Below are 25,116 nucleotides of genomic sequence, written 5' to 3' on the forward strand. Positions count from 1 at the left end.
TGAAACATGAAAGCCGTCGTCTGCCGCTCGCCCGGCGAACTCATTTTGGAAGACCGTCCGGCTCCCGGCTCGCCGCCTCCCGGCTGGGCACTGGTGGCGGTCAGCCATGTCGGCATCTGCGGCACCGACTACCATATCTTCGAGGGCAAGCACCCGTTCCTCGCCTACCCCCGCATCATGGGCCATGAGGTGTCTGGCACCGTCGTCGAAGTCGGCGAAGGAGTCGGGCTTGCGGTCGGCGAACCGGTCATCATCAACCCGTATCTCTCCTGCGGCAAATGCATCGCCTGCCGGCATGGCAAACCAAATTGCTGTGTCAGGATCGAAGTGCTCGGCGTGCATCGCGACGGCGCCATGTGCGAACAGATCCTGGTGCCGGCTGAGAATCTCTATCGCACAAACGGGCTGTCGCTCGCCGACGCCGCCGCCGTCGAATTCCTGGCCATCGGCGCGCATGCCGTGCGCCGCGCGCGTTCCGAGCCCGGTGCACGCACGCTGGTCATCGGCGCCGGCCCGATCGGGCTTGGCACCGCCATCTTCGCACGCGTTGCCGGGCTCGAGGTGACACTTCTCGACATGAGCTCCGAAAGACTGGTCTTCGCGGCGGGTGAGCTCGGCTTTTCGATTCTCGACGGCTCGCAAGCACCCGTGTCCGATCTGGTGCGTGATGCGACCGGCGGCGAAGGCTTCGACGTGGTCTTCGACGCCACCGGCAACACCCGGTCGGTGCAATCGGCCTTCGCCCATGTCGCGCATGGCGGCACGCTGGTGCTGGTCAGTGTCGTCAAGGACGACATCGTCTTTTCCGATCCTGAATTCCACAAGCGCGAAATGACATTGGTCGGCAGCCGCAATGCGTTGCGTGCAGACTTCGATCATGTCGCCGCCTCGATCCGCAATGGTGCTGTGCCGCTGGCCAAGCTCGTCACCCACCGCACCACGCTGGCCGATACGCCAGGGGATCTCGCACGCTGGGCACACGAGAAGTCGGGCCTGATAAAGGCCGTGATCGAGATCGGATAGCCGGGACGTTATAGCGCTGAGAGCTTCAGCTCCACTCGCTCGGCCGGAAAACGCGATTCGGAAAACTGGATTGGCTGGCCGTCGGGCGTGACGTTGACCGCCACTGTCACCAGCACGATGGCGCCCGGCTGCAGATCGAGATCGGCGAGATCGGCGGCGTCCGCATGGCGCGCGGACAGCACGGTCGATTGCCTGAGATAGTCATCGATACCGAAACGGGCGAGCGACGCGGTGATCGAACCGGTTTGCGCCATCGCCTTGTCGATGCCGGCAAAGCGCTTCGCCTCGAACCATGCGGCAGCGCGCGACACCGGCCGTCCGTCGGCCTCGCCGCGCGTTTCCAGCCGGATTACCTCGGCACCCCGGGCAAGGCCAAGCCCCTCGGCAACGCGCTGGCTGGCAGGCTCGACCGAGAAAGCAAGCAGCACGATGTGCCGTTCCGAGGTCTGCCCCTGCAGCCCCGCAGAGAAGCGCGTGCGCGCGCCGATCGGATAGGACAGCCGCTTGCGCGACAAGACGAACGTGCCGCGCCCCTGTTCGGCCCGCAATACGCCCTCCTGTACGAGGGCCGATATGGCGCTACGCACGGTGTGACGATTGACGCCGTAGCGCTCCGCCAGCGCGACCTCGGGCGGCAGTGCGGCATTTTCGGCGAAATCGCCAATGGCAATCGCTTGCAGGATCCTGTCGGCGATCTGGCGCCAAAGTGAGACGCCGCTGCGCCGCTCGATGGTATCGGCCGCTTGCCCGGTCATGTTTTTGCCTCCCGGCCTGTCACGCACCCGTCATGGACTCGCGCTAGGTAATATGTATAATTTGTATAGTTGTCTATATCAATAGACAAATTTAGAGGAAAGTTGGCGATGCGAGGACAGGAAGCCCGCGACCAGGCCGAGCGCAAGGCCGCCATGGCCACCTTGGCGCAATCGAGCGGCGACGACATCGTGCGGCTCTGGAACGAGTCCGGCCTGCCTTCGCAAGCCGAGCTTCTGCGCGGTCCCGAGACGGGCCTGGTCACGCTGCGTGGCCGCATCGGCGGCGGAGGCGCGCCCTTCAATGTCGGCGAGGCGACCGTCACTCGTGCCACTGTCCGGCTGCCATCCGGGCAGGTCGGCCATTGCTACACGCTTGGCCGCGACAAGCAGAAGGCGAAGCTGACAGCCATCGCCGACGCGCTCTGGCAGGACCCTGCCCGCCGCACCGAGGTCGAGACCAGGCTCATTGCGCCCTTGCGCTCGGCTCTGACCGCTGCCCACGAAAAACGCCGCGCCGAGACGGCGGCGACGAAAGTGGATTTCTTCACCATGGTTCGCGGAGAAGATTGATGGATATCGCGGCACAATCGATCGAGGGCGGTTTCGCCGATCCGGTCTTCAACGCCCAGACCGTGTTTCGGGCCGTCATGGATGCCATGGCGCGGCCAGGCAGCGTCCAGCCCTTACCGGCCCTGGCCCGCCCGCCGGCGCCGCTTTCGGCAACATTGGGCGCCATTGCACTGGCGCTGTGCGACAACGACACGCCGCTCTGGCTCGACCCGGCCCTCCATGCGTCCCCCGCGATCAGGTCCTGGCTTGGTTTCCACACCGGCGCGCCGCTGGCCAACACGCCGGCCGACGCGCATTTCGCGTTTGTCGCCACGCCGGCCGAGATGATGGCGCTCGACGGTTTTTCGCAGGGCACGCAGGATTATCCCGACCGCTCGACGACGCTGATCCTGCAGGTCGGCGACCTCGCTTCAGGGTCCCCGCTGTTGCTCGAAGGCCCGGGCATCGAAACCAGCGCCGCGATCGCGCCGGCGCAGATGCCGCGTCACTTCGTCGAGCAGTGGAAGCAAAACAACAAGCGCTTTCCGCGCGGCGTCGACATCATCCTCGCCACATCGGACGGCATAGCCTGCCTGCCGCGCACGACGCGCATCAAGACGATGGAGGCTTGAAGATGTATGTCGCGGTAAAAGGCGGCGAAGCCGCAATTGCCAACGCTCACAGCCTGCTTGCCGACCGCCGGCGTGGCGACCGCTCGGTGCCGGCGCTGCGCCTCGACCAGATCGTCGAACAGCTGGCGCTCGGCGTCGACCGGGTGATGAGCGAAGGTTCGCTCTATGACCGTGAATTGGCGGCACTCGCTATCGTCCAGGCGCGGGGCGACATGATCGAGGCGATCTTCCTGGTGCGCGCCTACCGCACCACGCTGCCGCGCTTCGGCTATTCCAGACCGATCGACACCGGCACAATGCTGGTCGAGCGGCGTGTGTCGGCGACCTACAAGGACCTGCCCGGCGGCCAGTTGCTTGGTCCGACCTTCGACTACACGCACCGCCTGCTCGACCCTGAGCTCGCCGCCGGTGCCGATGTCGCCGAGCCCTTGCGGCGCGAGACGGAAGCCCAGGCGATGCCGCGTGTCTCGGCGATCCTTGCCCGCGAAGGCCTGATCGAGCCCGATGGCGACATGCCTGGGGATCATGTCCCCGGCGACATCACCCGCGAGCCGCTGGAATTCCCGATGGCGCGCGACATCCGCCTGCAGGCACTGTCGCGCGGCGACGAGGGTTTTCTGCTGGCCCTCGGCTATTCAACGCAGCGCGGCTATGCCCGCAACCATCCATTCGTCGGCGAGATCCGCATCGGCGAGGTCGAGCTGGAGCTCGACGTTCCCGAACTGCCCTTCGCGGTGCCGCTCGGCACGGTGCGCGTCACCGAATGCCAGATGGTCAACCAGTTCAAGGGCTCGGCCAAGGCGCCGCCGCAATTCACCCGTGGCTACGGTCTCGTCTTCGGCCAGAGCGAGCGCAAGGCGATGGCCATGGCGCTCTGCGACCGGGCGCTGCGCGCCTCCGAACTCGGTGAGGACGTCGTTGCCGCCGCGCAGGACGAGGAGTTCGTCATCTCGCACTCGGACAATGTCCAGGCCACCGGCTTCGTCGAGCACCTGAAGCTGCCGCACTATGTCGACTTCCAGGCCGAGCTCGACCTCGTGCGCCGCATGCGCGCCGAATATGAGGCCCGCGAAAATCCAGCAAAGGCGGAAGAAAAGAAGGAGGCTGCGGAATGACCGCGCAATCCACCGACATCGCCACCTACAACTTCGCCTATCTCGACGAGCAGACCAAGCGGATGATACGCCGCGCGATCCTCAAGGGCATCGCCATCCCCGGCTACCAGGTGCCCTTCGCCTCGCGCGAAATGCCGATGCCTTATGGCTGGGGCACCGGCGGCGTGCAGGTTACCGCCTCGATCATCGGCCCCGACGACGTGCTGAAGGTCATCGACCAGGGTGCGGACGACACCACCAATGCCGTATCGATCCGCGCCTTCTTCAAGAAAGTAGCCAATGTCGCGGTGACCACCGATACCGCCACCGCCAGCATCATCCAGACCCGCCACCGCATTCCCGAGCATCCGCTCACCGCGGGCCAGGTGCTGGTCTACCAGGTGCCGATCCCCGAACCGCTGCGCTTCCTCGAGCCGCGCGAGACCGAAACGCGGAAAATGCATGCGCTGGAGGAGTACGGCCTCATGCATGTGAAGCTCTATGAGGACATCGCCAAGCACGGCCGCATCGCCACAACCTATGCCTATCCGGTCAAGGTCGAGGGCCGCTATGTGATGGACCCGTCGCCGACGCCGAAATTCGACAATCCCAAGATGCATCGCTCGCCGGCCCTGCAGCTGTTCGGCGCCGGCCGCGAAAAGCGCATCTACGCCGTGCCGCCCTTCACCGATGTGGTGAGCCTCGACTTCGAGGATCATCCGTTCGAGGTGCAGACTTTCGACCAGCCCTGCGCGCTGTGCGCGGCCGAAAATGTCTATCTCGACGAGGTCATCCTCGACGACCATGGCGGCCATATGTTCGTCTGCTCGGACACCGATTACTGCGAGAAGCGGCGTGAAGAGGGCCATCGCGGCCACCTTGCTCCCGAAACCCATCTTGCCCCAGAAAATTTGGAGCCGGCGCAATGACCGACGAACCGCTGCTGCGCGTCTCGGCGCTCTCCAAGTTCTACGGCTCGCGGGTCGGCTGCGACAACGTCACTTTCGACCTGTGGCCGGGCGAAGTCCTGGCTGTCGTCGGCGAGTCCGGCTCCGGCAAGACGACGCTGCTCAACTGCCTGTCGACGCGGCTGCTGCCCTCCTCCGGCACCGCCAGCTACCGCATGCGCGACGGCCAGTTTCGCGAGCTCTACCGCATGAGCGAGGCCGAGCGCCGCTTCCTGATGCGCACCGACTGGGGCTTTGTCCACCAGAACCCGGCAGATGGCCTGCGCATGACGGTCTCGGCCGGCGCCAATGTCGGCGAGCGTCTGATGGCGGTCGGCGACCGTCACTACGGCAAGATTCGCGCTACCGCGGTCGACTGGCTGTCGCGCGTCGAGATCGAGGAAGACCGTATCGACGACGAACCCCGCGCCTTTTCCGGCGGCATGCGCCAGCGCCTGCAAATCGCCCGCAATCTCGTCACCGGGCCACGGCTGGTGTTCATGGATGAGCCGACCGGCGGCCTTGACGTTTCCGTGCAGGCGCGCCTGCTCGACCTGTTGCGCGGCCTGGTCACCGACCTTGGCCTTGCCGCGATCGTCGTTACCCACGACCTCGCCGTGGCGCGACTCCTGTCGCAGCGCATGATGGTGATGAAGGACGGCCGCGTCGTCGAAAGCGGCCTCACCGACCGCGTCCTCGACGACCCGCGCGCGCCGTACACGCAATTGCTCGTTTCCTCGATTTTGCAGGTGTGATGATGGCGCGTGTACGCCCGCCGACGATTGACGATTGGAGAACCTTCTGATGCCGACGCCTCTCGTTGTCTCCGATGTCGCCAAAAGCTTCACCATGCATCTGCGCGACGGCATCAAATTGCCCGTCGTCGCGGGTGTTTCGTTCTCGATCAAGGCCGGAGAATGCACCGTGCTCGGCGGTCCGTCCGGTGCCGGCAAAAGCTCGATCCTGAAGATGCTCTACGGCAACTACGCCGTCGACGAAGGCCAGATCATCGTCACGCACGAGGATGGGTTGATCGATCTCGCCCATGCCAGCCCACGCACCGTGCTTGCCGTGCGCCGGCAAACGATCGGCTATGTCAGCCAATTCCTGCGCACCGTGCCGCGCGTCTCGGCTCTCGATGTCGTCGCCGAACCACTGGTTGAACGCGGCGAGGAGCGCGAGGCAGCCCGGGCCAAGGCACGCTCCTTGCTGGCCCAGCTCAACCTGCCGGAAAAACTCTGGATGCTGCCGCCGGCAACCTTCTCGGGCGGCGAGCAGCAGCGCGTTAACATCGCGCGCGGTTTCATCACCGAACATCCGATCCTGCTGCTCGACGAGCCGACCGCATCGCTCGACGCGACCAATCGCGACGTGGTGATCGAACTCATCGCCGCCAAGAAGACGGCAGGCGTTGCCTTGCTCGGTATCTTCCATGACCACGAAGTGCGCGAGGCGGTGGCCGACCGCATCATCGACGTCACCGCCTTCGCTCCGGGAAAACTCGCCGCATGACCAGGAAATTGTCGGAAACGCCGCTGGTCCACCCGACAGCGGAGGTGCACAACTCGACGCTCGGCCGCTGGACCGAGATCGCCGACCGCAGCCGGGTCTCGGAAAGCGAACTCGGCGACTATTCCTACATGATGCAGGACTGCGCCGTCTGGTGCGCGACGATCGGCAAGTTCGCCAACATCGCGGCCAGCGTGCGCCTCAACGCCACCAATCACCCGACATGGCGGCCGACGCTGCACCATTTCACCTACCGTGCCTCCGACTATTGGGACGACGCCGAGCACGAGAGCGAATTCTTCGCTCAGCGCCGCGCCAAACGCGTCACCATCGGCCACGACACCTGGCTCGGCCACGGCTCGACCGTCCTGCCCGGCGTCACCGTTGGCGATGGTGCTGCGGTCGGCGCTGGCGCGGTCGTCTCGAAGGACGTCGCGCCCTACACCATCGTCGCCGGCGTGCCGGCCAAACCGATCCGCGAGCGCTTCGACCGCCGCACCGCCGAGCGCTACCAGGCGCTTGCCTGGTGGGACTGGGACCATGCCAGGCTGCGTGCGTCGCTCGACGACTTCCGCGAGCTGTCGGCCGAGACATTCCTGGAGAAATACGGGGGATAGAGCAGTTCCAGAAAAAGTGGGAACCGGTTTTCCGTTCGCAATTGTTGCAGGCAAGGAGACATAGCCCTCACACCGACGTCATGAACGACTCTGTTTCATATCCTTGACACATCACCGGGGCAGGACGCGGGTGTTCCAAGGAGATCGCCATGCTCGACACCGTCAGACCCTCGCTCGCCGGATTCTTTGCCGGCTCCAATCCGACGCCGCCGGCGCATCTCGGCACGCGCTACGACGCGTCAGGCAACTTTCTCCTCGAGCCCGGCAACACCGTCGTCAGCCATCTGGTCAGCGGCTCGCCATCCGAAGCCGTGGTGCTCGCTGTGCGCGATCGGATGATGGCAATGCCAGACGCCGACCGCCTTGCCTTCACGCCTGTCTCCAGCCTGCACATGACGCTGTTCCAGGGCATCATCGAATATCGCCGCCGCTTGCCTTACTGGCCACGGGACGTGCCGCTCGACACCGGCATCGACGCCATGACCCGCCTCTATCTGGAGCGCCTGAAGGGTTTCCAGGGTGCCGGTCCATTCAACATCAAGGTCGTCGAGATCGTGCCTACTGGCCTCACCGTTGCCGGCGCGACCGACGAGGATGTGCGCATCATGCGTGAATGGCGCGATGCGCTGGCCGTGCCATTCGGCTACCGGCACTCCGATCACGACAATTACGTCTTTCACATCACCTTCGCTTATCAGATCCAGCGTCTTGCCGACGACAGGGCCGCCGCATGGCAGACGCTGTTCGACGAATGCCTGGCGCTTTTCGCGCGGCAGGCCCCGGTGATCGAGATCAAGGCTCCAGCCTTCTGCGCATTCCGCGACATGGAGCATTTCGAGGAATTGCTGGTGCTCGGCTGATCGCCGGCAGGACGCCGGCCGTCGTATCTGTGGAGCGTAACAAAACTGACATGCTGGCGACACGGCAGGTTCATGTGGCTGCGTTAGGCGAGTGCCTGACGATCAATATGGACCGGACTGGAACCAGCCCATGTCAGCAAGCTCTGCCACGCTCGAAATTCGCGGTGTCAGCCGACGATTTGGCAAGAACACCGCCGTCAGCGACGTCAACATCTCGATCCCGCAGGGGCAGATGGTCGGCGTCATCGGTCGTTCGGGTGCAGGCAAGTCGACGCTTCTTCGCATGATCAACCGTCTTGTCGACCCCAGCCAAGGGTCGATTTTTTTTGATGGCGCCGAGGTCTCCCGCCTTCGCGGGTCGCCGTTGCGGCGTTGGCAGCGCGACTGCGCCATGATCTTCCAGCAGTTCAACCTGGTGCCGCGCCTCGATGTGCTCACCAACGTGCTGCTTGGCAAATTGAACCACCGTTCGACCTTGTCCAATCTTCTGGGCATGTTTTCGCGCGCCGAGTGCGCGGAGGCGGTCGCCGCGCTCGAGCGGCTCGACATCGCCCGTACGGCACTTCAACCCGCCGGCACCCTGTCGGGCGGTCAGCAGCAGCGCGTCGCGATTGCCCGCGCAATGATGCAGCAGCCCAGGGTGATCCTCGCCGACGAGCCGATCGCCTCGCTCGATCCGCTCAACGCCAAGGTGGTGATGGATTCGCTGCAGGACATCAATCTGCGCGAAGGCATCACCGTCGTCACCAACCTGCACACGCTCGATACCGCCCGCACCTATTGCAACCGCATCATCGGCATGGCCGCCGGCAAGGTCGTCTTCGACGGGCCGCCCGAAGAGCTCAACCGCGAAGCGGTGCGTCTAGTCTATGGCGCCGACAGCAATGGCGGTGAGATATCGGAGGTCATCACCTCCACCAGCGTTGCCTTCAAGCAGAAGATCGCCGCATCCGCCCGACCGCTCGAACCCGCATTCCCGGGATACTGAGCCCATTACGGGCATAGCGAGCAGCCTGGATCGTCCGCCCGCGTCAAGGGCACTTGTCAAGATCAAGAACGCTGCCGGCGCGGGGCCGGAACCTACAGGAGAGATAGCAAATGTTCAGGAAGATGGTTTTCGGTGCCGTTTCGGTGCTCGCCATGGCCACCAGCATGGCCCACGCCGCCGATATGAAGGAATTTCGCGTCGGCATTCTCGGCGGCGAAAACGAAACCGACCGGCTGCGTAACTACCAGTGCCTGGCCGACCACCTGAAGGCCGAGTTCGGCTTCGAGAAGGTTTCGCTGTTCCCCGCCGCCGACTATGACGGCGTTATCCAAGGCCTGCTCGGCGGCACGCTCGACTTCGCCGAACTCGGCGCTTCCGGCTACGCCAGCGTCTATCTGAAGGATCCGAAGGCGGTTACCCCGATCCTCACCACCAAGCAGACCGACGGCTCCACTGGCTACTATTCGATCGGGCTGGCGCTGAAGACGTCGGGGATCACCGACATCAAGTCGGCCAAGGGCAAGAAGCTCGGCTATGCCGATCCGGATTCGACCTCCGGCTACCTGATCCCGCTGACCCAGATTCCGAAGACCACCGGCGCCTCGAACGAAACCTTCTTCGCCTCGACCCAGTTCAATGGCGGCCACGAAAACAACGTTCTGGCCGTGCGTGACGGCAAGGTCGATGTTGCGGTCGACGATTCCTCGGGCATCGGCGACTTCAAGAACGGTTACACCTCCGGCACATTCCACAAGGAAGTCGCCAAGGGCGCCGTTGACCCCAACGACTTCGTCGAAGTCTGGCGCTCCGGCCTGATCCCGAATGGCCCGCTTGTCGTGCGCACCGCGATCGGCGACGACATGACCGCCAAGCTGGCCGCCTTCTTCACCGACCTGCCCAAGAAGGACAAGGCTTGCTTCGAAGGCGTCGAGGGTGGCGATTTCACCGGCTACGTTCCGGTGAAGCCGGACTTCTACAGCGTCATCGTCGAAGCCCGTAAGGCAGCCATCGGCGGCTAACGGCGAAATCGCAAGAGGGGCGGTACCTCATCAAGTACCGCCCTTTTTGCATCTCCGATCATGACCCTTTCCGTGACAGCCCCCTCCGGCGCCACCCATCAGACGGCCGATGCCTGGCGACGCCAGACGTCGCTGCGCCGGCTCTATACAGTGCTCGGCGTCGGCCTGCTGCTCGCCGCCATGTTCGCCAGCATGTGGTTCGCCGACGAAGCCAACGCCGGGCATTTCTTCGACCGGCTGCCGCATATTCTGGATTTCCTGAGCTGGCTGGTCCCCAAGGACTGGAACGACGTCTGGCGGGCGCTATTCGATATCGCCTCGCCGCATGACACCGGCACCCAGGAATTCAACTTCCCGCTCGGCCGCGTCCACGCCTGGGGCGGTTTCTACATCCCCGAATATTTCGAGCTGATGCTGACCACCGTGAACGTGGCGCTGGTCTCGACCTTCATCGGCTTTGTCTTCGCGGTGCCTTTTTCATTCATCGCGGCACGCAACCTGACGCCCCATCCGGCACTGAGGCTGGTGGTCAAGCGCTTCATGGAATTGCTGCGTGCCTTTCCGGAGATTGTCATCGCCGGCTTGTTCGCGGCCATCGTCTCGACCGGCCCGATCGCCGCCATCATCGCCATCGGCCTGCATTCCATCGGCGCACTCGGCAAGCTGTTCTACGAGATCAACGAGAACATCGACATGCGTGCCGAGGAAGGCCTGACGGCGGTCGGCGCCAACTGGTTCGAACGGGTGCGCTTCGCCGACCTGCCTCAGGTGTTGCCCAATTTCGTCTCCTATACGCTGCTGCGGGTCGAGATCAACGTGCGGGCCTCGACCATCATCGGCGCCGTCGGCGGGGGTGGCATCGGCGAGGAACTGAAGCTCTCCATCTCGCGCGGCTTCGGCGCCAAGACGCTGGCGCTGGTGCTGCTGCTGTTCACAACCATCTTCATCATCGACCAGTTTTCCGCCTGGCTTCGCCGCAAGCTGGTCGGCGAACAAGCCTTTATGATGGGGGCGTAAATCATGGCGAACATGACCGCCGAGGAGATTCTGTCGATCGAGACGCGCCATCCACAGGTGTTCCGACGCCCGGCATACAAGCGCTTTGGTCCGCTGCTCCTGTTCGTCGGCACTCTCCTGTATCTGATCTATGCCTTGTGGTTCTTCAGCCTGCCGCAGGTGCTGCGGGAATCGCATTGGGAGCGCCTCCCGCTCTTCCTGACACAATGGATCAGCTACGATCTGCAACCGGAATTCCGTCTCGACCAGCCGGAGATCACGCCCAAATATCCGCGTTTCTCGGCGCTGGGCGACAATCCCAATCCGGATTGGGTGATCAAGAATGCCGACGGGTCCTTCACCGTGCGGATCGACGGCCAGGCCAAATCCGTCACATTCGACAAGACCTACGCGACGATTGTCGCTCATGGCCAGACGGTGCCGGTGGCGCTGACCAGCGGCAAGCCGGTGATCACGGGCCCGGTGCCGGACTGGATCACCGCGCATGACGACGAGGTGGTGGCCAAGATGGGCTTCGCCGGCGAGGTGCGCGTCACGGTAGACCGCGTCAAGGTGCGAAAGCGCTTCCTCGGCTGGGCGAACTTCGTCTTCGACACGCGCTCACCCTTCTTCGGCAAATCAGCGTGGGAAGTGATCTCGTTGGTCATCTCGGGACCAGAGCTGAAACCAGGTACCACCAACCTCGCACTGGCCGGCGACAACATCTGGAACAACGCCCAGTGGCAGCATGGCGACGTCTGGACGAAGCTCTTGCAGACCATCGTCATGGCTTTCCTCGGCACGCTGCTCGGCGGCATCGTCGCCTTCCCGCTGGCCTTCTTCGCAGCGCGCAACATCACGCCGAGCGGCGTGCTCAGCCAGGTGCTCAAACGCTTCTTCGACTTCATGCGCTCGGTCGACATGCTGATCTGGGCGCTTTTCTTCACCCGCGCCTTCGGCCCCGGCCCGCTGGCGGGAAGTGCCGCGATCTTCTTCACCGAGATCGGCACCCTCGGCAAAGTCTATTCGGAAGGTCTGGAGAACATCGACGACAAGCCACGTGAAGGGGTGCTTTCCACCGGCGCCAACGGCATCCTGGTGCAGCGCTACGGCGTGATGCCCGAAGTGATCCCGGTCTTCATCAGCCAGACGCTTTACCAGTGGGAATCCAACACCCGCGGCGCCACCATCATCGGCGCCGTCGGCGCCGGCGGCATCGGCCTGAAACTGTGGGAAGCGATGCGCACCAATTCCAACTGGGCCAACGTCTTCTACATGGTGCTGCTGACCCTGCTCGTCGTCTTCATTTTCGACAACATATCCAACTTCCTGCGCCGCCGGCTGAGCCGGACCATCCACGACTACAACAGAATCCAGGCCCAGCAGGGATAGCTTGTGATATAGAAACGGACTGGAGGCCGGCGGGACAGAGGGGGCGCGAAGGATCGCCGACGCAACGTGATCGGCTTCCTAAGCCGCCTTCTTCCACCCGTTCCTGATATGCTTGTACCCCTCCCGGTACACTGCTTCCGGCGTTTCGGAAAAATCGCGCCACACCTTGGTCGCAGCCGCCAATTCCTTCAGCGAGCGGCCGAACGCCTCGATGGTCAGCCAGTCGTCGTAGCCGCTCTTGCGGATCGCCGCGAAGGTTTCTTTCCACGGAATGTTGCCGCGCCCCGGCACGCCGCGATCGTTCTCCGATATGTGGATATGCACGACGTTCCTGCGGTGCTTCGTATAGGCGCCGATCGGGTCGGCCTCCTCGATATTGGCGTGGAAAGTGTCGTACATCGCCCTGATGTGCGGCCGGTCGATGGCGTCGATGTGCTCAGACAGGTCGGCCATGGTGTTGAGGAGATAGCATTCGAAGCGGTTCAGCGCCTCGAGCCCGATGGTGACGTTGCGCTTGCCGGCATGGTCGCCGATGGCGCGCTGCGAGGCGACCGAGCGCTTTTTCTCGGCGGAAGTCGGTCCGGACCCGGAAAGGGCGCCAAGGGTCGAATGCAGCGGTCCGCTCAGCGTGCTGGCGCCAAGCGCATCGGCGCAATCGATGGCCCATTTCATGTAATCGACACCAGCCTTGCGCGTTGCCGCATCGGCCGCGATCAGGTTCATCGCTGGATCGCCGATCGCCGAGACCGCGGTCCGCTCCAGCCCGATCCGGTCCAGCAGTTCTCCCAGTTTCCTGTAGTCGTCCGGCGTGCCGGCGAAGATCGGGATTTCGACGCCGTCAAAGCCGGTTGCCTTGATGTCGCGAAGCAATGGCTCGTGCTTCTTCGACACCGCCGTCGTCCACAAGAACATGCACATGCCGATTTTCATCGACGCCCTCCCCCATTTTCCGCTGGCCAGGCGCTTCTTACAGCTTCGTCCACGCCCCATTCTTCTTCGACGACTTCACACAGGCCTCGATGAAAGCCATGCCTTCGATGCCGTCCTGAATGGTCGGGAAGACGACATCCTTTGCCGGCTTGCCGCCCTTCTTGCGTGCCGCGCGGATGGCGCGTGCCGCCTCCTGGTAAATATTGGCGAAACCTTCGAGATAGCCCTCGGGATGGCCTGACGGGACGCGGCTGACACGGCCCGCCACCGGCAGTGCGCCGGCGCCGTTGCGGGTGATCAATTGTTTCGGCTGGCCGAACGGCGTGTACCAGAGATAGTTGGGATCGGCCTGAACCCATTCCAGACCGCCCCTCGAACCGTAGATGCGCAGCTTCAGGCCGTTCTCATGACCAGGCGCCACCTGGCTTGCCCAGATCATGCCTTTTGCCGGATGCGTTTTTCCCGTCGGTTTGAAACGCAGCATGACATTGACATTGTCGTCGAGCAGCCTGCCCGGCACGAAGGCATCGAGATCGGCCGACAGGGTATCGAGCTCGAGCCCGGAGACGAAGCGGGCGAGGTTGTAGGCATGGGTGCCGATATCGCCGAGCGCGCCGCCGGCACCCGCCTGCTTGGGATCGCCCCGCCATGAGGCCTGCTTCTGGCCGGTGGCGGCGAGGTCCTCGGTCAGCCAGTCCTGCGGATATTCCGACTGCACGATGCGGATGTCGCCGAGCACGCCCTTGGCCACCATTTCGCGGGCCTGCCGCACCATCGGGTAGGCGGTATAATTGTGGGTGAGAACGAACACCTTGCCGGTCTTCTCGACTATCGCTGCGAGCTTCTTGGCTTCGGCCAGTGTCGTGGCCAGCGGCTTGTCGCAGATCACGTGGATGCCTGCCTCCAGGAAAGCCTTGGCTGCCGGCACATGCACGTTGTTGGGGGTGACGATGGCCACCGCCTCGATGCCATCCGGGCGCTTCGCCTCGGCCTTGGCCATTTCGGCGTAGGACGCATAGCTGCGTGAGGGATCGAGCCCGAGTTCGGCGGCCGAGGCTTTCGCACGCGCCGGGTCGGACGACAGAGCGCCGGCGACCAGCACGAAATCATTGTCCATGCGTGCCGCGATGCGGTGCACGGCGCCGATGAAAGCGCCTTGCCCGCCGCCAACCATGCCGTAGCGGATCGGGCCGCCTCCCGTTTCCGACTTCGATGCAGCAACCATGTTTTTCTCCCTCGTGTGAGATTCCCCTCCGCCGAGGGGAAGTGAAAGCCGTGTCAAATTCCCATCATGGCGCGCAGCAGCTTCTTGTCCGTGGTGCCGGCGGCGAAATCGTCGAATGCCTTCTCCGTCACCCGGATGATGTGATGCTGGATGAAGGGTGCCCCTTCGGCCGCGCCGTCCTCCGGATGCTTCAGGCAGCATTCCCATTCCAGCACCGCCCAGGAATCGTAATCGTACTGCGTCAGCTTGGAGAAGATGCCGCCGAAATCGACCTGCCCGTCACCGAGCGAACGGAAACGGCCAGCGCGGTTCGTCCAGCTCTGGTAACCGGAGTACACGCCCTGCCGTCCGGTCGGATTGAACTCGGCGTCCTTGACGTGGAAGGCCTTGATCCGCTCGTGATAGATGTCGATGAATTCGAGATAGTCGAGCTGCTGCAGCAGGAAATGCGAAGGGTCGTAATTGATGTTGCAGCGCTTGTGGCCACCGACCGCGTCGAGGAACATCTCGAAGGTCGCCCCGTCGAACACGTCCTCTGAAGGATGAATTTCGTAGCCGACATCGACACCATTGTCCTCATAGACGTCGAGGATCGGCTTCCAGCGCTTGCCGAGTTCGCCGAAGGCTTCCTCGATCAGTCCGGCGGGCCGCTGCGGAAAGGGATAAAGGTATGGGAAAGCCAGCGAGCCGGTGAACGACACCGATGCATTCAGCCCGAGATTGCGCGACGCCTTGGCGCCGAACTTCATCTGTTCGACGGCCCATTTCTGCCGCGCCTGCGGGTTGTTGTGCACCGAAGCTGGCGCGAATCCATCCATCTGCGCGTCATAGGCCGGATGCACCGCCACCAATTGCCCCTGCAGATGCGTCGACAGTTCGGTGATCTCGACGCCGGCGTCAGTGCAGGTGCCCTTCACCTCGTCGCAATAGGCCTTGGAGGACGCCGCCTTCTCGAGGTCGAACAGGCGCGCGTCCCAAGTTGGGATCTGCACGCCCTTGTAGCCGAGACCGGCAGCCCATTTGGTGATCGACGCCAGCGAATTGAACGGTGCGGCATCGCCCGCGAACTGCGCCAGAAACAGCCCAGGGCCCTTCATTGTCGTCGGCATCGGCATCCTCCTCGTTTTGTCACGACCAAGCATAGCGCCTGATGAAAGCAGGGCCAGTCACTTTGGTCTTTTCGCGTCGGACGCTCGGCCGACAATGCCATTCTGGTATGACCAAATAAGGCAATTTGGTCAAGTCCCGGAATGCGCCGAAAAGGCGCTCCGGACGCGCAAAATAATGGCACATATCGCAATGTAATCAACAAACTAATCCATCCTGGAAGTTGCGACACCACAGTTGTTGCCGTCTCGAGGAATTTGCTGTAGACCTAATTTCAGGCCCAATTGGTCGAACCAGTTTGCAGGAAAGTCTGGGGATGCCTTGGGGAGGAACCCTTGCGTCGTCTTTCGGCGATGCATGTCGCAGGCAAACCATACGGACGAATCTGGGAAGGACAAGCCATGCATCTTTCGACGCACAACTGGATGCGCGCGGAACCGCTTGAGACGACGCTCAAGCGCATCAAGAAATTCGGCTATGAGTCGATCGAGATTTCCGGCGAGCCCGCGCAGTACAAGACCAAGGAGACACGGGCGCTGCTGAAGGAGCATGGCATCCGCTGCTGGGGCGCGGTCACCTTGATGCTGGGTGAACGCAACCTTGCCGCCAGGAACCAGGGCCAGCGTGAGCGCTCCGTGCAATACGTCAAGGACGTGCTGACGATGGTCAGCGAACTCGACGGCGAGATCATCACGCTGGTTCCGGCAACCGTCGGCAAGGTGGTGCCGGACGGCACCGAGGAGGAGGAGTGGAAGTGGGTCGTCGATGCGACCCGCGAATGTTTCACCCACGCCAAGAAGGTCGGCGTCAAGATCGCTATCGAACCGCTCAACCGCTTCGAAACCTATCTGTTCAATCGCGGCGCCCAGGCGCTGGCGCTGGCCGATGCGGTCAGCCCCGAATGCGGCGTCTGCCTTGACGCCTATCATATCCACATGGAGGAATTTAACGTCCATGACGCCATCCGGCAGGTCGGAAAGCGCCTGTTCGACTTCCATGTCGCCGACAACAATCGCTTCGCCGCCGGGCTCGGCCAGATCGACTGGCCAAGGATCGTCGCGACCTTGAAGGAAGTCGGTTATGACGGCGCGCTGACCAATGAGTTCGTCGCCCCGGTCGACCGCACGCCGGCAGCACCCTATCCCGAAATGGTCGAGCGCCACCCGGTCGATATCTCGCCCGAGCAGCTGAAGTTCATCCAGGATCACGGCTCCAGCGTGCTCACCGAGAAATTCTACACCGACCAGATGCGCATCACCGCCGAAACGCTGTTGCCGCTGATCAAGTAGTCGACGCCTGGAATTTGCCTTCCGCCCTACCGGCGGCGGGCAGGGGAACAAAATGCGCATCAAGACAGTCCAGGCCTGGTGGGTCCGCGTGCCGATCGAAGCCGCGAAGCAGCATCGTAGCGACTTCGGCCAGGTGACGACCTTCGACGCCGCCATTCTGCGCATCGAAACCGATGACGGGCTGGTCGGCTGGGGCGAAGGCAAGAACGCAGCTGGCAGCGCGGGCAGCTACGGCGCTCTCGTCCACATGCTGAACCACGAGGTCGGCCCGCAATTGATCGGCCGCGATCCGGCCGATATCGGCATCATCTGGGAGATGCTCTACAACGGCGTACGCCATGAGAGCGCCGCCCATGCCGGCCACGCCATGCCGCAACTGGCGCGGCGCGGCATGAGCATCGCCGCTATCAGCGCCGTCGACATCGCGCTCTGGGACATCCTTGGCAAGTCGCTGGGCCAGCCGGTCTGGCGATTGCTCGGCGGCCGCAAGGCCGATCGCATGCAGGCCTATGCCTCCGGCGGCTGGGCCTCCGCCGATGCCATCGGCGAGCAATTGAGATCCTACGTCGCCAGGGGCGGCTTCAAGGCGCTGAAGATGCGGGTGGGCGCCATGGATGGCGCGGCACACATTTCCGCCGCCCGCGTGCGCGCTGCGCGCCAGGCGCTCGGCCCCGACGTCGAGCTGATGGTCGATGCCCACGGCACCTATACGGTGGCGGAGGCCAAGCGCTTCATCCATCTCGTCGGCGATCTCGATCTCGCCTGGTTCGAGGAGCCTGTGATCGCCGACGACAAGCCGGGCATGGCCGAAGTGCGCACCGCCGGCGCGGTTCCGATCGCCACCGGCGAGAGCGAGGCGACGCGCTATGCCTTCCGCGACCTCGCCATGCTCAAGGCCGCCGACATCTTCCAGCCGGACCCGGCCTTCTGCGGCGGCATCAGCGAGGCGATGAAGATCGGCACCATCGCCAGCGCCTTCAATTTGCGCTTCGCGCCGCATCTTTGGGCCGGTGCGCCATGCTTCTTCGCCGGACTGCATGTCTGCGCCGCCTCGCCTTCGAGTTTCACGGTCGAATATTCGCTCGGCGCCAACCCGATGATCCACGATCTGATCGAAGAGACTGTCGAAGCAAGGGACGGCATGATAGCGATCCCGGAAAAGCCCGGATTGGGATTCACCATTTCGGAGCGATTCCTGGAGGCGCACGCGCAACGCAATTGACCATGAAAGAAAAGAACCTTCTCGCGGAACTCGCCGCCTATCTGTTCTCCCATTCGGACAAGGAGAGCGGCCGCACGCCGTCGGAACGCGAGCTGGCGGAGCATTTCGGCGTCAGCCGTGGCCAGATCCGCGAAGCGCTCGCCATCCTCGAAGCCATGCGCATTGTCGAGCGCCGCGCCAAATCGGGCATCTACATCGACACCAAGCAGGCAAGCGTCGAGGCGCTGGCACTGTTTGCGCGCGCCGGCCTGCCGCTCGATCCCTTGCAGATTTATGAAACGGTCGAGTTACGCAAGATCCATGAGATCAAGGCTGCCGAGCTTGCCTGCTCGCGCGCCACCGAGGAGAATTTCGAGCGCCTGCGCGAAATCCTCAGGGCATCGGAAGACCGCATCGCCGCGGGCGAAGGCCTGGCCAAGGAGGACCGCGAATTTCATCTGGAGATCGTGCGCGCCACCAAGAATAGCGTCTTCCACAACATCTGTAGCGTCTACTATCTGATGGGCGAGCAGCGCCTGCCGATCTACTTCAACGATCCCGAACGTAGCGTGCGCTCGCATGCCGAGCACGTGCAGATCTACGAGGCGCTGCTGCGCCGCGATGGCAATCTCGCCCAGGCGCTGATGAGCGCCCACCTCCAAGGCGCGGAAAGCTATTGGAAGGGCCTGATCGAGGGCGGTATGGCGGCTGTGCCCGCGGGCGCGACACTCGAAAAGGCCTGACCGTGACCCAGGCCATGCCCAAGATCCTGTCGACCCATCCGCTGCATCCGCACGCCACGGCCAGGCTCGCCGGCGCCGGTCAGCTCGTCATTGCCTCCGCGCTCGACGCCGCCACCTTGACCAGGGAGGCCAAGGACGCCGACATCGTCATCGTGCGGGCGCCACTGCCGCCGGCATTGTTCGAGGGAGCCTGGAAGCTGAGGGCCGCGATCCGCCATGGCGCCGGGCTCGACATGATCCCGATGGAAGCGGCCGCTGCAGCCGGCGTGCTCGTGGCCAACGTGCCGGCGGTCAATGCCCGCTCGGTCGCCGAACATGTCATGTTTACCGCGCTTGCACTGCTGCGGCAGTTCCGCAGGGTCGACCGCGACCTGCGTGCCAAGGGCTGGCTTGCCGGCCGCGAGCATGCCAATTCCAACATCGAACTCGCCGGCAAGACTCTCGGCATTGTCGGTCTCGGCGCCGTCGGGCAGGCCGTCGGCCATATCGCCGCGCACGGCTTCGACCTGAAAGTGGTGGCAACGACGCGCAGCATGCAGCCGGCGCCGGAAAAAGTCGGCTTCCTGTCGATCGACGCGCTGGTCGAGCAGAGCGACATCATCGTGCTCTGCTGCCCGCTGACGCCGGAGACCCGCGGCCTGATCAGCCGCGAACGCATCGCCCGCATGAAGCCCAACGCACTGCTGATCAACGTGTCGCGCGGGCCGGTCGTCGATGATGACGCGTTGATCGAGGCCTTGCGGGAGCGCCGCATCGGCGGCGCCGCGCTCGACGTTTTCTCGACGCAGCCGCTGCCGCCAAATCATCCCTATTTCGGCTTCGACAATGTCGTCATCACCCCGCATATGGCGGGGATCACCGAGGAATCGATGATGCGCATGGGCGTCGGCGCGGCCAGCGAAGTCCTGCTGGTGCTGGCCGGCAAGCTGCCGGTCAATCTGCGCAATCCGGAAGTGGTCGATCATTACCGGCGACGGTTTCCGGCGCAGATATAGCATCGCGGTTTCGCCCCAATTCTCCGCGACGTTGAGGCTATGCCCGGTCTTCGCCTTGCATCTCTGATTGCCGCAACTTCCTCCATCTGCACCTTGCCGGCACTCGCTGCGGCCGAGAGCAGCTATGTCTATTGCGACAACGGGATGCGCTGCTTCAAGGCGCCCTGTCCATCGAGCAGCGCGCTCGATCTCGTCACCGGCACGATCATCAAGGGTGTGTCGATCGACACCAGCGGATTGCCGCAGGCCGACAAAGCGATAACCGATCAGTCCGACGTGCTTTATAGCGGAAAGATCGTGGTCAGGGGCTCGATCGAGCAGCGCACGCAGACCATCACCGGCAAGGATTACAGCTTGCCCTGGCTGGTCGCGACCCACATCGTGCGCACCGCCAAGGACGGCGAACGCAAGCACTGTTCATCGCGCTGATCCGCCACTGCGGCTCACTGCCGATCAACCACCCAGCAGCCCCTCCACTGACGCGGCGATACTCAGCAGACGACTGTCATGGCCATTGCGCGCCACGAGCATCAGTCCGGCAGGCAGCTTCATGCCTGGCATCGGCAACGAGATTGCGCAGAGGTCGAATTGGTTGGCGACCTGCGTGTTGCGCAAAAGCAGTCCTTCGATACGATCACGCAGTTCGGCATCCTCGGCCAGGGAAGCGATGGTCGGCGCCGTCACCGGCACGGTTGGTAGGGCCAGCACATCGATCGACGCCAGCCGCTCATCCATCGCGGCGGTAAGGGCGGCACGGCGGCGGAGCGCCCTGATATAAACCGGCGTCGGCAGCAGTGCGGCGCGCGCCAGCGGCCTGCTGACATGCGGATCCACCGGCACCGGTGCGCCTGTCGCCAGCCAGTCGGCATGCACTTCCGCGCCCTCCATCGCCGCGATCGATCCGCGCTTGGTGGCCGCGCGCAGATCCGCGATCATGTCGTCGATCGGCAGATCCGCAATGCGTGCGCCAGCCTGTTCGATCTTGCCAAGACAATGCTCGAAGGCCGCGGCAATTTCGCCTTCCGTGTCGCCGAAGAGAACGCCGCGCGGAATGCCGATGCGAAGCCCGGCGAGTGGAATGGCCACCAACTCGTTCGGCTCCTCGCCGGCCATCACCGCGTCGGCGGCGGCGCATTGCGGGACGGTTCGGGCGAGCGGTCCGACCGAGTCCAACGTTCCCGAAAGCGGAAAGGCGCCGGAGAGCGGCACGCGCCGCGCTGTCGGCTTGAAACCGACGACACCATTGAGCGCCGCCGGAATACGGATCGAACCACCGGTGTCGGATCCGATCGAGATTTCGCTCGTCTCCTCGCCCACAGACACCCCGGCGCCCGAGGACGAACCACCTGGAATGCGGCTGGCATGAACGGCATTGCCTGGCGTGCCATAATGCATGTTGTCGCCGATCGCGGTGAAGGCGAATTCGGTCATGTTGGTCTTGCCGATAATGACGGCGCCGGCCTGGCGCAGCCTGCCGACGATGGTGGCATCGCGCATAGCGGGCGCGGCGGTCCTGCGCATCAGCGAACCGGCCGTGGTCGGCTCGCCGGCGACATCGAACAAATCCTTGATCGAGACAATGGTGCCGTCGAGCGGCCCGAGCGTCACGCCCACTCTTTTGCGGGCGTCGCTGGCATCAGCGGCAGCGCGCGCCGCTTCGGCATAGAGCTTCGTGAAGGCCTTCTCGTCGGCCGCGCGATAGGCAAGACGTGACAGGATGTTTTCGAGACGGTCGCGGATTGATTGCATGTCGGTGTCGGACTCCGCCAGGATAGAAACGTCCTTAGGGCAACCAGCCGCTAAGCCTGCCGAAGGGATAACCCGGCCAGCGTGCCTTTGCACCTGCCAGCGATAGGAAGATACTGATGCTGTACAAAGGCAGCTGCCATTGCGGCAAGGTTGCTTTCGAGGTGGAGGGCGAGCTTGAGGGCGTCGTGCGCTGCAATTGCTCGATCTGCGCCCGCAAGGGTGCGCTGCTATGGGCCGTGCCACGTGACAGGCTTACCCTCGTCGCCTGGGGCGATGACCTTGGCCGCTACACATTCGGCGAGGCGAGAATAGCGCACCGCTTCTGCCGAACCTGCGGCATCCATCCTTTTGCCGAGGACACCAGCGAAGGCGGCGAACGCAGCGCTTACGTCAACATCAATTGCGTCATCGGTCTCGACCCGTCCGCCTTGCCGATCTTCGACTTCGACGGGCGGGCAGTCTAAGCTTCCCAGTATCCCCCATCGCCCGCTATTCGTTCACCGCTGCCTCAAAATAACGGCGGCCCGAAAGCCGTAAGGGTTCTCGGGCCGTTGCCAGGGACGACCGTTGGGAGAGACTATTCGGCCTGCTTCGGACCGCGCAGGAATACCACGATGGCAGCCAGCAACGTCGCCGCGCCGCAATAGGCAAAGGCGCTGGCAACGCCGGCATGGTCGACCAGCAGACCGCCAAAGACGGCGCCCATCGCAATCGCCACCTGGAAGGTCGCTACCATCAGGCCGCCGGCGCTTTCAGCCTGGTCCGGCGCTGCCCGCACCAGCCAGCTCTGCAACCCGACCGGCACCGCGCCGAAGGCAAAGCCCCAGCCCGCGACGGCGGCGACCGGCGACCATGGGCGAAGTGCCAAGGATCAGCATCGAGGCGGCCGCCAATGCAATCAGCAGGGGCGCTAGGGCCACCGCGGCCTTGAGGTTGCGCTCGGCCAGGATGCCGCCGGCGATGTTGCCGAAGAAACCGCCTATGCCGTAGGCCAGCAGCACCAGGGAGATCGTCTCGATGTTGAGCACCGGCACCTTCTCAAGGAAGGGACGGACATAGGTGAAGCCGGCAAAGTGCCCGGACGCGACAAGCAGCACCACCAGCAGGGCAACCCTGATCGACGGCCGCTCCAGCACCTCGAGCAAGGTGCGGAAGCTCGCGACCCCCATCGGCGGCAGCTTCGGAATGGTGGCCAATTGCACCAGCAGCGCCAGCGCCCCGACGATCGTCGCAATCATGAAGGCCGTGCGCCAGCCCCAGACGTCGCCGACATAGGCGCCGACCGGAGCTGCGGTAACGGTGGCAAGCGACACGCCGGTCAGGATGATCGACATGGCGCGCGGCATCAACCGCATCGGCACCAGCCGCAACGCCATGGCCGCCGACATTGCCCAGAAGCCGCCAAGGGCCACGCCGAGCACGACACGGGCAAGCAGAAGCATGGATAGCGACGAGGCAAAGGTGGCGAGAAGATTGGACAGGATGAGGAACATCGTCAACATCCACATCACCAGCCTGCGGTCCATGCGCCTTGTGATGATGGCCATGGTGGGGGCGGCGATGGCGCCGACGATGGCGGTTGCCGTCACCGCCTGCCCTGCCACGCCTTCGCTTACGCCCAGATCGCGCGCCATCGGCGTCAAAAGGCTGGCGGGCAGGAATTCGGCGGTGACCAGACCGAAAACGCCAAGGGCGAGCGAGACCACGGCGCCCCATGCGGGCTCGGTTCGTTCATCGGATTCTGCGGGGTTCAGAAGTGCGGCGTCAATGGCGCCTGTCGCGGGGTCGGCCATGGTCAGTCTCCGATGTTTGCAGCGCCACATAGAAACGAACCGGCTCGGGCTACCGTTACACGCCTTGCCGCCATGGCTTGGCTATGCGGCAGGTCTTCCGTTTGTTTGCAGCGCAGCATTTGGCTGCAGCGCAACGTGGGAGTGACGGGTTGGAGTTTCCATGCTAGAAACACCAGGATGAATTACAATTCGTCCAAAATGACGCTGCCGACTTCTGGTGATCCGCTGACCGACATGCTGCGCGGATTACGGCTCGACGGCGTCGACTATGGCCGCTGCGTGTTGGGCGAGCCCTGGGCCGTTTCCTTCCCCGCACAGAAGGCGGCGCGGTTTCATTTCATCGGCCAGCAGGGTTGCTGGCTGTTCTCGCCGGCCAGGGAGTGGATCGAACTCTCCGTAGGCGACGCGCTTCTGATCCCGCGCGGCGACGCACATGTCCTGGCCAGCGCGCCCGGCGTGCCCCCGGTGCCGATCGGCCGCTACACGATCGAACCGGTGTGCGAGAACATCTACGACGTCTCCAACGAGTGCGGTGGGCCCAAGACGTTGCTGTTTTGCGGCAGCATGCATTTCAATCTCGACGGCTCGCACCCGCTGCTCGATATGATGCCAAACCTGATGCAGGCGCACAAGTTGATGGCGAACGCGCCGGGTATTCAGCATCTGCTCGACGCGATGGCCGGCGAGGTGACGATGGACCGGGTCGGCTCCGGCGGAATCCTTGCCCGCCTTGCCGATGTGCTCGCCGCCACGATCATCCGCTCCTGGGTGGAGAACGGCTGTGGCGATGCCACCGGCTGGATCGCCGCCGTCCGCAATCCCGACGTCGGCAAAGTGCTGGCAGCCATCCACCTGCAGCCGGATCGCGATTGGAGCGTCGAGGCGCTGGCGCGGATGATGGGAGCCTCGCGCTCCGCCTTTGCCCAGCGCTTCGCCACAGTGGTCGGAGAGACGCCGGCCAAATATGTGCTGCGCGTGCGCATGCACCAGGCCAGGCAATGGTTGGCCCGCGATGGCATGAGGGTATCGGTGGCGGCGGCGAAACTGGGTTATGATTCGGAAGCATCCTTCAGCCGCGCCTTCAAGCGGGTGATGGGCGTGGCGCCGAGCCATCTGCGCCACATTGGTGCCGGCGACGACCCGTCCTGACGTCAGGCAACGAAATCGCTCCAATCCTTCCCGGCTGGAGGAATTGCCAGGTCTTTTGGACACAGCGTCATTGCCGGCCGGCTTCCGGCGGATAATCTGGTCCGTGGAGGAAATCCCATGGCCAATCATTTCGCACTGCTGGCGCTTGGTGTCCTGTCGGTCATTCCCGGACGCGCCTTTGCCCTCGAGGATAGCTATCTGCGGGCAGGCAAGATCCCTTACGTCGCCGAGGCGCCGGACCAGCCGCAGCGCCTGGGACCACTGTGGGGCGAAAGGGCCAAGGGGCCTGCCGGCACCTTGCTGAAAGTCCCGGGCAACTGGCGCGCTCCTGTTCACGCGCACACCGCCGACTATCGCGCCGTAGTCATCCAGGGTCTATGGGCGCACTGGCAGATGGAAGGCGGTGAGGCGACCAAGGTCGAACTGCCACCTGGTTCCTACTGGACGCAAAAGGCCAACGAGATGCATGACGACGCCTGCCTGTCGGAGACGGAATGCGTGATCCTGTTGATCAACGACACGCCATACGAAACCTACCTGCCAAAATAGCCGCG

26 protein-coding genes and 1 pseudogene are annotated in these 25,116 nt (G+C 63.8%); 21 read left to right on the top strand and 6 right to left on the bottom strand.

Translation table 11 applies throughout. The annotated features are described in order from the left end of the window. Positions 1 to 6: 6 nt before the first annotated feature. A complete protein-coding gene (locus FJ434_RS08165; protein ID WP_140745144.1) occupies positions 7 to 1,023 on the top strand; it encodes a zinc-binding alcohol dehydrogenase family protein in 1,017 nt (338 codons plus the stop codon). 8 nt (positions 1,024 to 1,031) lie between these two features. Here the strand turns inward: FJ434_RS08165 and phnF are convergent, their stop codons facing one another. Continuing rightward, positions 1,032 to 1,778 carry a phosphonate metabolism transcriptional regulator PhnF gene (gene phnF / locus FJ434_RS08170; protein WP_140745141.1) on the bottom strand — a complete coding sequence of 249 codons (747 nt, stop codon included), beginning with the start codon at positions 1,776 to 1,778 and terminating at the stop codon, positions 1,032 to 1,034. Between the two features lie 108 nt (positions 1,779 to 1,886). Between phnF and phnG the strand changes: the two genes are divergently transcribed. The 12 genes from phnG (at position 1,887) to phnE (FJ434_RS08230) (ending at position 12,381) form a co-directional block, all read left to right on the top strand. After that, positions 1,887 to 2,348, top strand: coding sequence for a phosphonate C-P lyase system protein PhnG (phnG, locus tag FJ434_RS08175; RefSeq protein ID WP_140745139.1), 462 nt, complete (start codon positions 1,887 to 1,889; stop codon positions 2,346 to 2,348). Further along, the gene (gene phnH / locus FJ434_RS08180; RefSeq protein ID WP_140745137.1) at positions 2,348 to 2,959 is read left to right on the top strand and encodes a phosphonate C-P lyase system protein PhnH; all 612 of its coding nucleotides are present in this window, start codon (positions 2,348 to 2,350) and stop codon (positions 2,957 to 2,959) included. Before phnG ends, phnH begins: the two co-directional genes overlap by 1 nt. A gap of 2 nt (positions 2,960 to 2,961) precedes the next feature. After that, a complete protein-coding gene (locus FJ434_RS08185) occupies positions 2,962 to 4,074 on the top strand; it encodes a carbon-phosphorus lyase complex subunit PhnI (protein ID WP_140745135.1) in 1,113 nt (370 codons plus the stop codon). Beyond that, positions 4,071 to 4,982, top strand: coding sequence for an alpha-D-ribose 1-methylphosphonate 5-phosphate C-P-lyase PhnJ (locus FJ434_RS08190; RefSeq protein WP_140712114.1), 912 nt, complete (start codon positions 4,071 to 4,073; stop codon positions 4,980 to 4,982). Before FJ434_RS08185 ends, FJ434_RS08190 begins: the two co-directional genes overlap by 4 nt. Further along, complete coding sequence (gene phnK, locus FJ434_RS08195; RefSeq protein WP_056577906.1) at positions 4,979 to 5,755, top strand: phosphonate C-P lyase system protein PhnK; 777 nt, start codon at positions 4,979 to 4,981, stop codon at positions 5,753 to 5,755. The genes FJ434_RS08190 and phnK overlap by 4 nt, the downstream gene beginning before the upstream one ends. A gap of 49 nt (positions 5,756 to 5,804) precedes the next feature. After that, entirely contained in the window at positions 5,805 to 6,512 is a 708-nt protein-coding gene (phnL, locus tag FJ434_RS08200) for a phosphonate C-P lyase system protein PhnL (RefSeq protein ID WP_140745132.1), read from the top strand. Further along, complete coding sequence (locus FJ434_RS08205) at positions 6,509 to 7,126, top strand: DapH/DapD/GlmU-related protein (protein ID WP_140745129.1); 618 nt, start codon at positions 6,509 to 6,511, stop codon at positions 7,124 to 7,126. Before phnL ends, FJ434_RS08205 begins: the two co-directional genes overlap by 4 nt. Before the next feature lie 149 nt (positions 7,127 to 7,275). Next, positions 7,276 to 7,986, top strand: coding sequence for a DUF1868 domain-containing protein (locus tag FJ434_RS08210; protein WP_140745127.1), 711 nt, complete (start codon positions 7,276 to 7,278; stop codon positions 7,984 to 7,986). A 130-nt stretch (positions 7,987 to 8,116) separates the two neighbouring features. Beyond that, positions 8,117 to 8,974 carry a phosphonate ABC transporter ATP-binding protein gene (gene phnC, locus FJ434_RS08215; protein ID WP_140745125.1) on the top strand — a complete coding sequence of 286 codons (858 nt, stop codon included), beginning with the start codon at positions 8,117 to 8,119 and terminating at the stop codon, positions 8,972 to 8,974. A gap of 110 nt (positions 8,975 to 9,084) precedes the next feature. Next, a complete protein-coding gene (gene phnD / locus FJ434_RS08220; protein ID WP_140745123.1) occupies positions 9,085 to 9,993 on the top strand; it encodes a phosphonate ABC transporter substrate-binding protein in 909 nt (302 codons plus the stop codon). Positions 9,994 to 10,053: 60 nt separating this feature from the next. Next, positions 10,054 to 11,010, top strand: a complete 957-nt coding sequence (phnE, locus tag FJ434_RS08225; RefSeq protein WP_140745121.1) for a phosphonate ABC transporter, permease protein PhnE — start codon at positions 10,054 to 10,056, stop codon at positions 11,008 to 11,010. 3 nt (positions 11,011 to 11,013) lie between these two features. Continuing rightward, complete coding sequence (phnE, locus tag FJ434_RS08230) at positions 11,014 to 12,381, top strand: phosphonate ABC transporter, permease protein PhnE (RefSeq protein ID WP_140745118.1); 1,368 nt, start codon at positions 11,014 to 11,016, stop codon at positions 12,379 to 12,381. A 78-nt stretch (positions 12,382 to 12,459) separates the two neighbouring features. Here phnE (FJ434_RS08230) and FJ434_RS08235 read toward each other — a convergent pair whose 3' ends face one another. The 3 genes from FJ434_RS08235 to FJ434_RS08245 are packed head-to-tail and all read right to left on the bottom strand — an operon-like array spanning position 12,460 to position 15,645. Continuing rightward, the gene (locus FJ434_RS08235; protein WP_140745116.1) at positions 12,460 to 13,311 is read right to left on the bottom strand and encodes a sugar phosphate isomerase/epimerase; all 852 of its coding nucleotides are present in this window, start codon (positions 13,309 to 13,311) and stop codon (positions 12,460 to 12,462) included. Between the two features lie 37 nt (positions 13,312 to 13,348). Continuing rightward, complete coding sequence (locus FJ434_RS08240) at positions 13,349 to 14,536, bottom strand: Gfo/Idh/MocA family oxidoreductase (protein WP_140745114.1); 1,188 nt, start codon at positions 14,534 to 14,536, stop codon at positions 13,349 to 13,351. A gap of 53 nt (positions 14,537 to 14,589) precedes the next feature. Continuing rightward, positions 14,590 to 15,645, bottom strand: a complete 1,056-nt coding sequence (locus FJ434_RS08245; protein ID WP_140503087.1) for a sugar phosphate isomerase/epimerase — start codon at positions 15,643 to 15,645, stop codon at positions 14,590 to 14,592. A 399-nt stretch (positions 15,646 to 16,044) separates the two neighbouring features. Here FJ434_RS08245 and FJ434_RS08250 point away from each other — a divergent pair, with 399 nt between their 5' ends. From FJ434_RS08250 to FJ434_RS08270, 5 genes are read left to right on the top strand one after another with little or no spacing between them, the layout of a single operon-like run. Next, positions 16,045 to 16,932, top strand: coding sequence for a sugar phosphate isomerase/epimerase (locus FJ434_RS08250; RefSeq protein ID WP_140503089.1), 888 nt, complete (start codon positions 16,045 to 16,047; stop codon positions 16,930 to 16,932). 52 nt (positions 16,933 to 16,984) lie between these two features. Next, entirely contained in the window at positions 16,985 to 18,154 is a 1,170-nt protein-coding gene (locus FJ434_RS08255; protein WP_140503091.1) for a mandelate racemase/muconate lactonizing enzyme family protein, read from the top strand. Positions 18,155 to 18,156: 2 nt separating this feature from the next. Continuing rightward, positions 18,157 to 18,876 carry a FadR/GntR family transcriptional regulator gene (locus tag FJ434_RS08260; protein WP_140503093.1) on the top strand — a complete coding sequence of 240 codons (720 nt, stop codon included), beginning with the start codon at positions 18,157 to 18,159 and terminating at the stop codon, positions 18,874 to 18,876. 14 nt (positions 18,877 to 18,890) lie between these two features. After that, a complete protein-coding gene (locus FJ434_RS08265; RefSeq protein WP_140745601.1) occupies positions 18,891 to 19,871 on the top strand; it encodes a hydroxyacid dehydrogenase in 981 nt (326 codons plus the stop codon). Between the two features lie 39 nt (positions 19,872 to 19,910). Further along, complete coding sequence (locus FJ434_RS08270; protein ID WP_140745112.1) at positions 19,911 to 20,300, top strand: hypothetical protein; 390 nt, start codon at positions 19,911 to 19,913, stop codon at positions 20,298 to 20,300. A 24-nt stretch (positions 20,301 to 20,324) separates the two neighbouring features. Here FJ434_RS08270 and FJ434_RS08275 read toward each other — a convergent pair whose 3' ends face one another. Continuing rightward, the gene (locus FJ434_RS08275; protein WP_140745110.1) at positions 20,325 to 21,620 is read right to left on the bottom strand and encodes an amidase; all 1,296 of its coding nucleotides are present in this window, start codon (positions 21,618 to 21,620) and stop codon (positions 20,325 to 20,327) included. A gap of 116 nt (positions 21,621 to 21,736) precedes the next feature. Between FJ434_RS08275 and FJ434_RS08280 the strand changes: the two genes are divergently transcribed. Further along, positions 21,737 to 22,084, top strand: a complete 348-nt coding sequence (locus FJ434_RS08280; RefSeq protein ID WP_140503098.1) for a GFA family protein — start codon at positions 21,737 to 21,739, stop codon at positions 22,082 to 22,084. 113 nt (positions 22,085 to 22,197) lie between these two features. Here FJ434_RS08280 and FJ434_RS08285 read toward each other — a convergent pair. Then, a pseudogene (locus FJ434_RS08285) lies at positions 22,198 to 23,413 on the bottom strand (MFS transporter). Between the two features lie 177 nt (positions 23,414 to 23,590). Here FJ434_RS08285 and FJ434_RS08290 point away from each other — a divergent pair. Then, positions 23,591 to 24,562, top strand: a complete 972-nt coding sequence (locus FJ434_RS08290; RefSeq protein WP_140503102.1) for an AraC family transcriptional regulator — start codon at positions 23,591 to 23,593, stop codon at positions 24,560 to 24,562. A gap of 117 nt (positions 24,563 to 24,679) precedes the next feature. Continuing rightward, complete coding sequence (locus FJ434_RS08295; protein WP_140745108.1) at positions 24,680 to 25,111, top strand: DUF4437 domain-containing protein; 432 nt, start codon at positions 24,680 to 24,682, stop codon at positions 25,109 to 25,111. Positions 25,112 to 25,116: the final 5 nt, after the last annotated feature.

Source organism: Mesorhizobium sp. B2-5-13 (assembly GCF_006440535.1).
GTDB classification, from domain to species: Bacteria; Pseudomonadota; Alphaproteobacteria; order Rhizobiales; family Rhizobiaceae; genus Mesorhizobium; species Mesorhizobium salmacidum.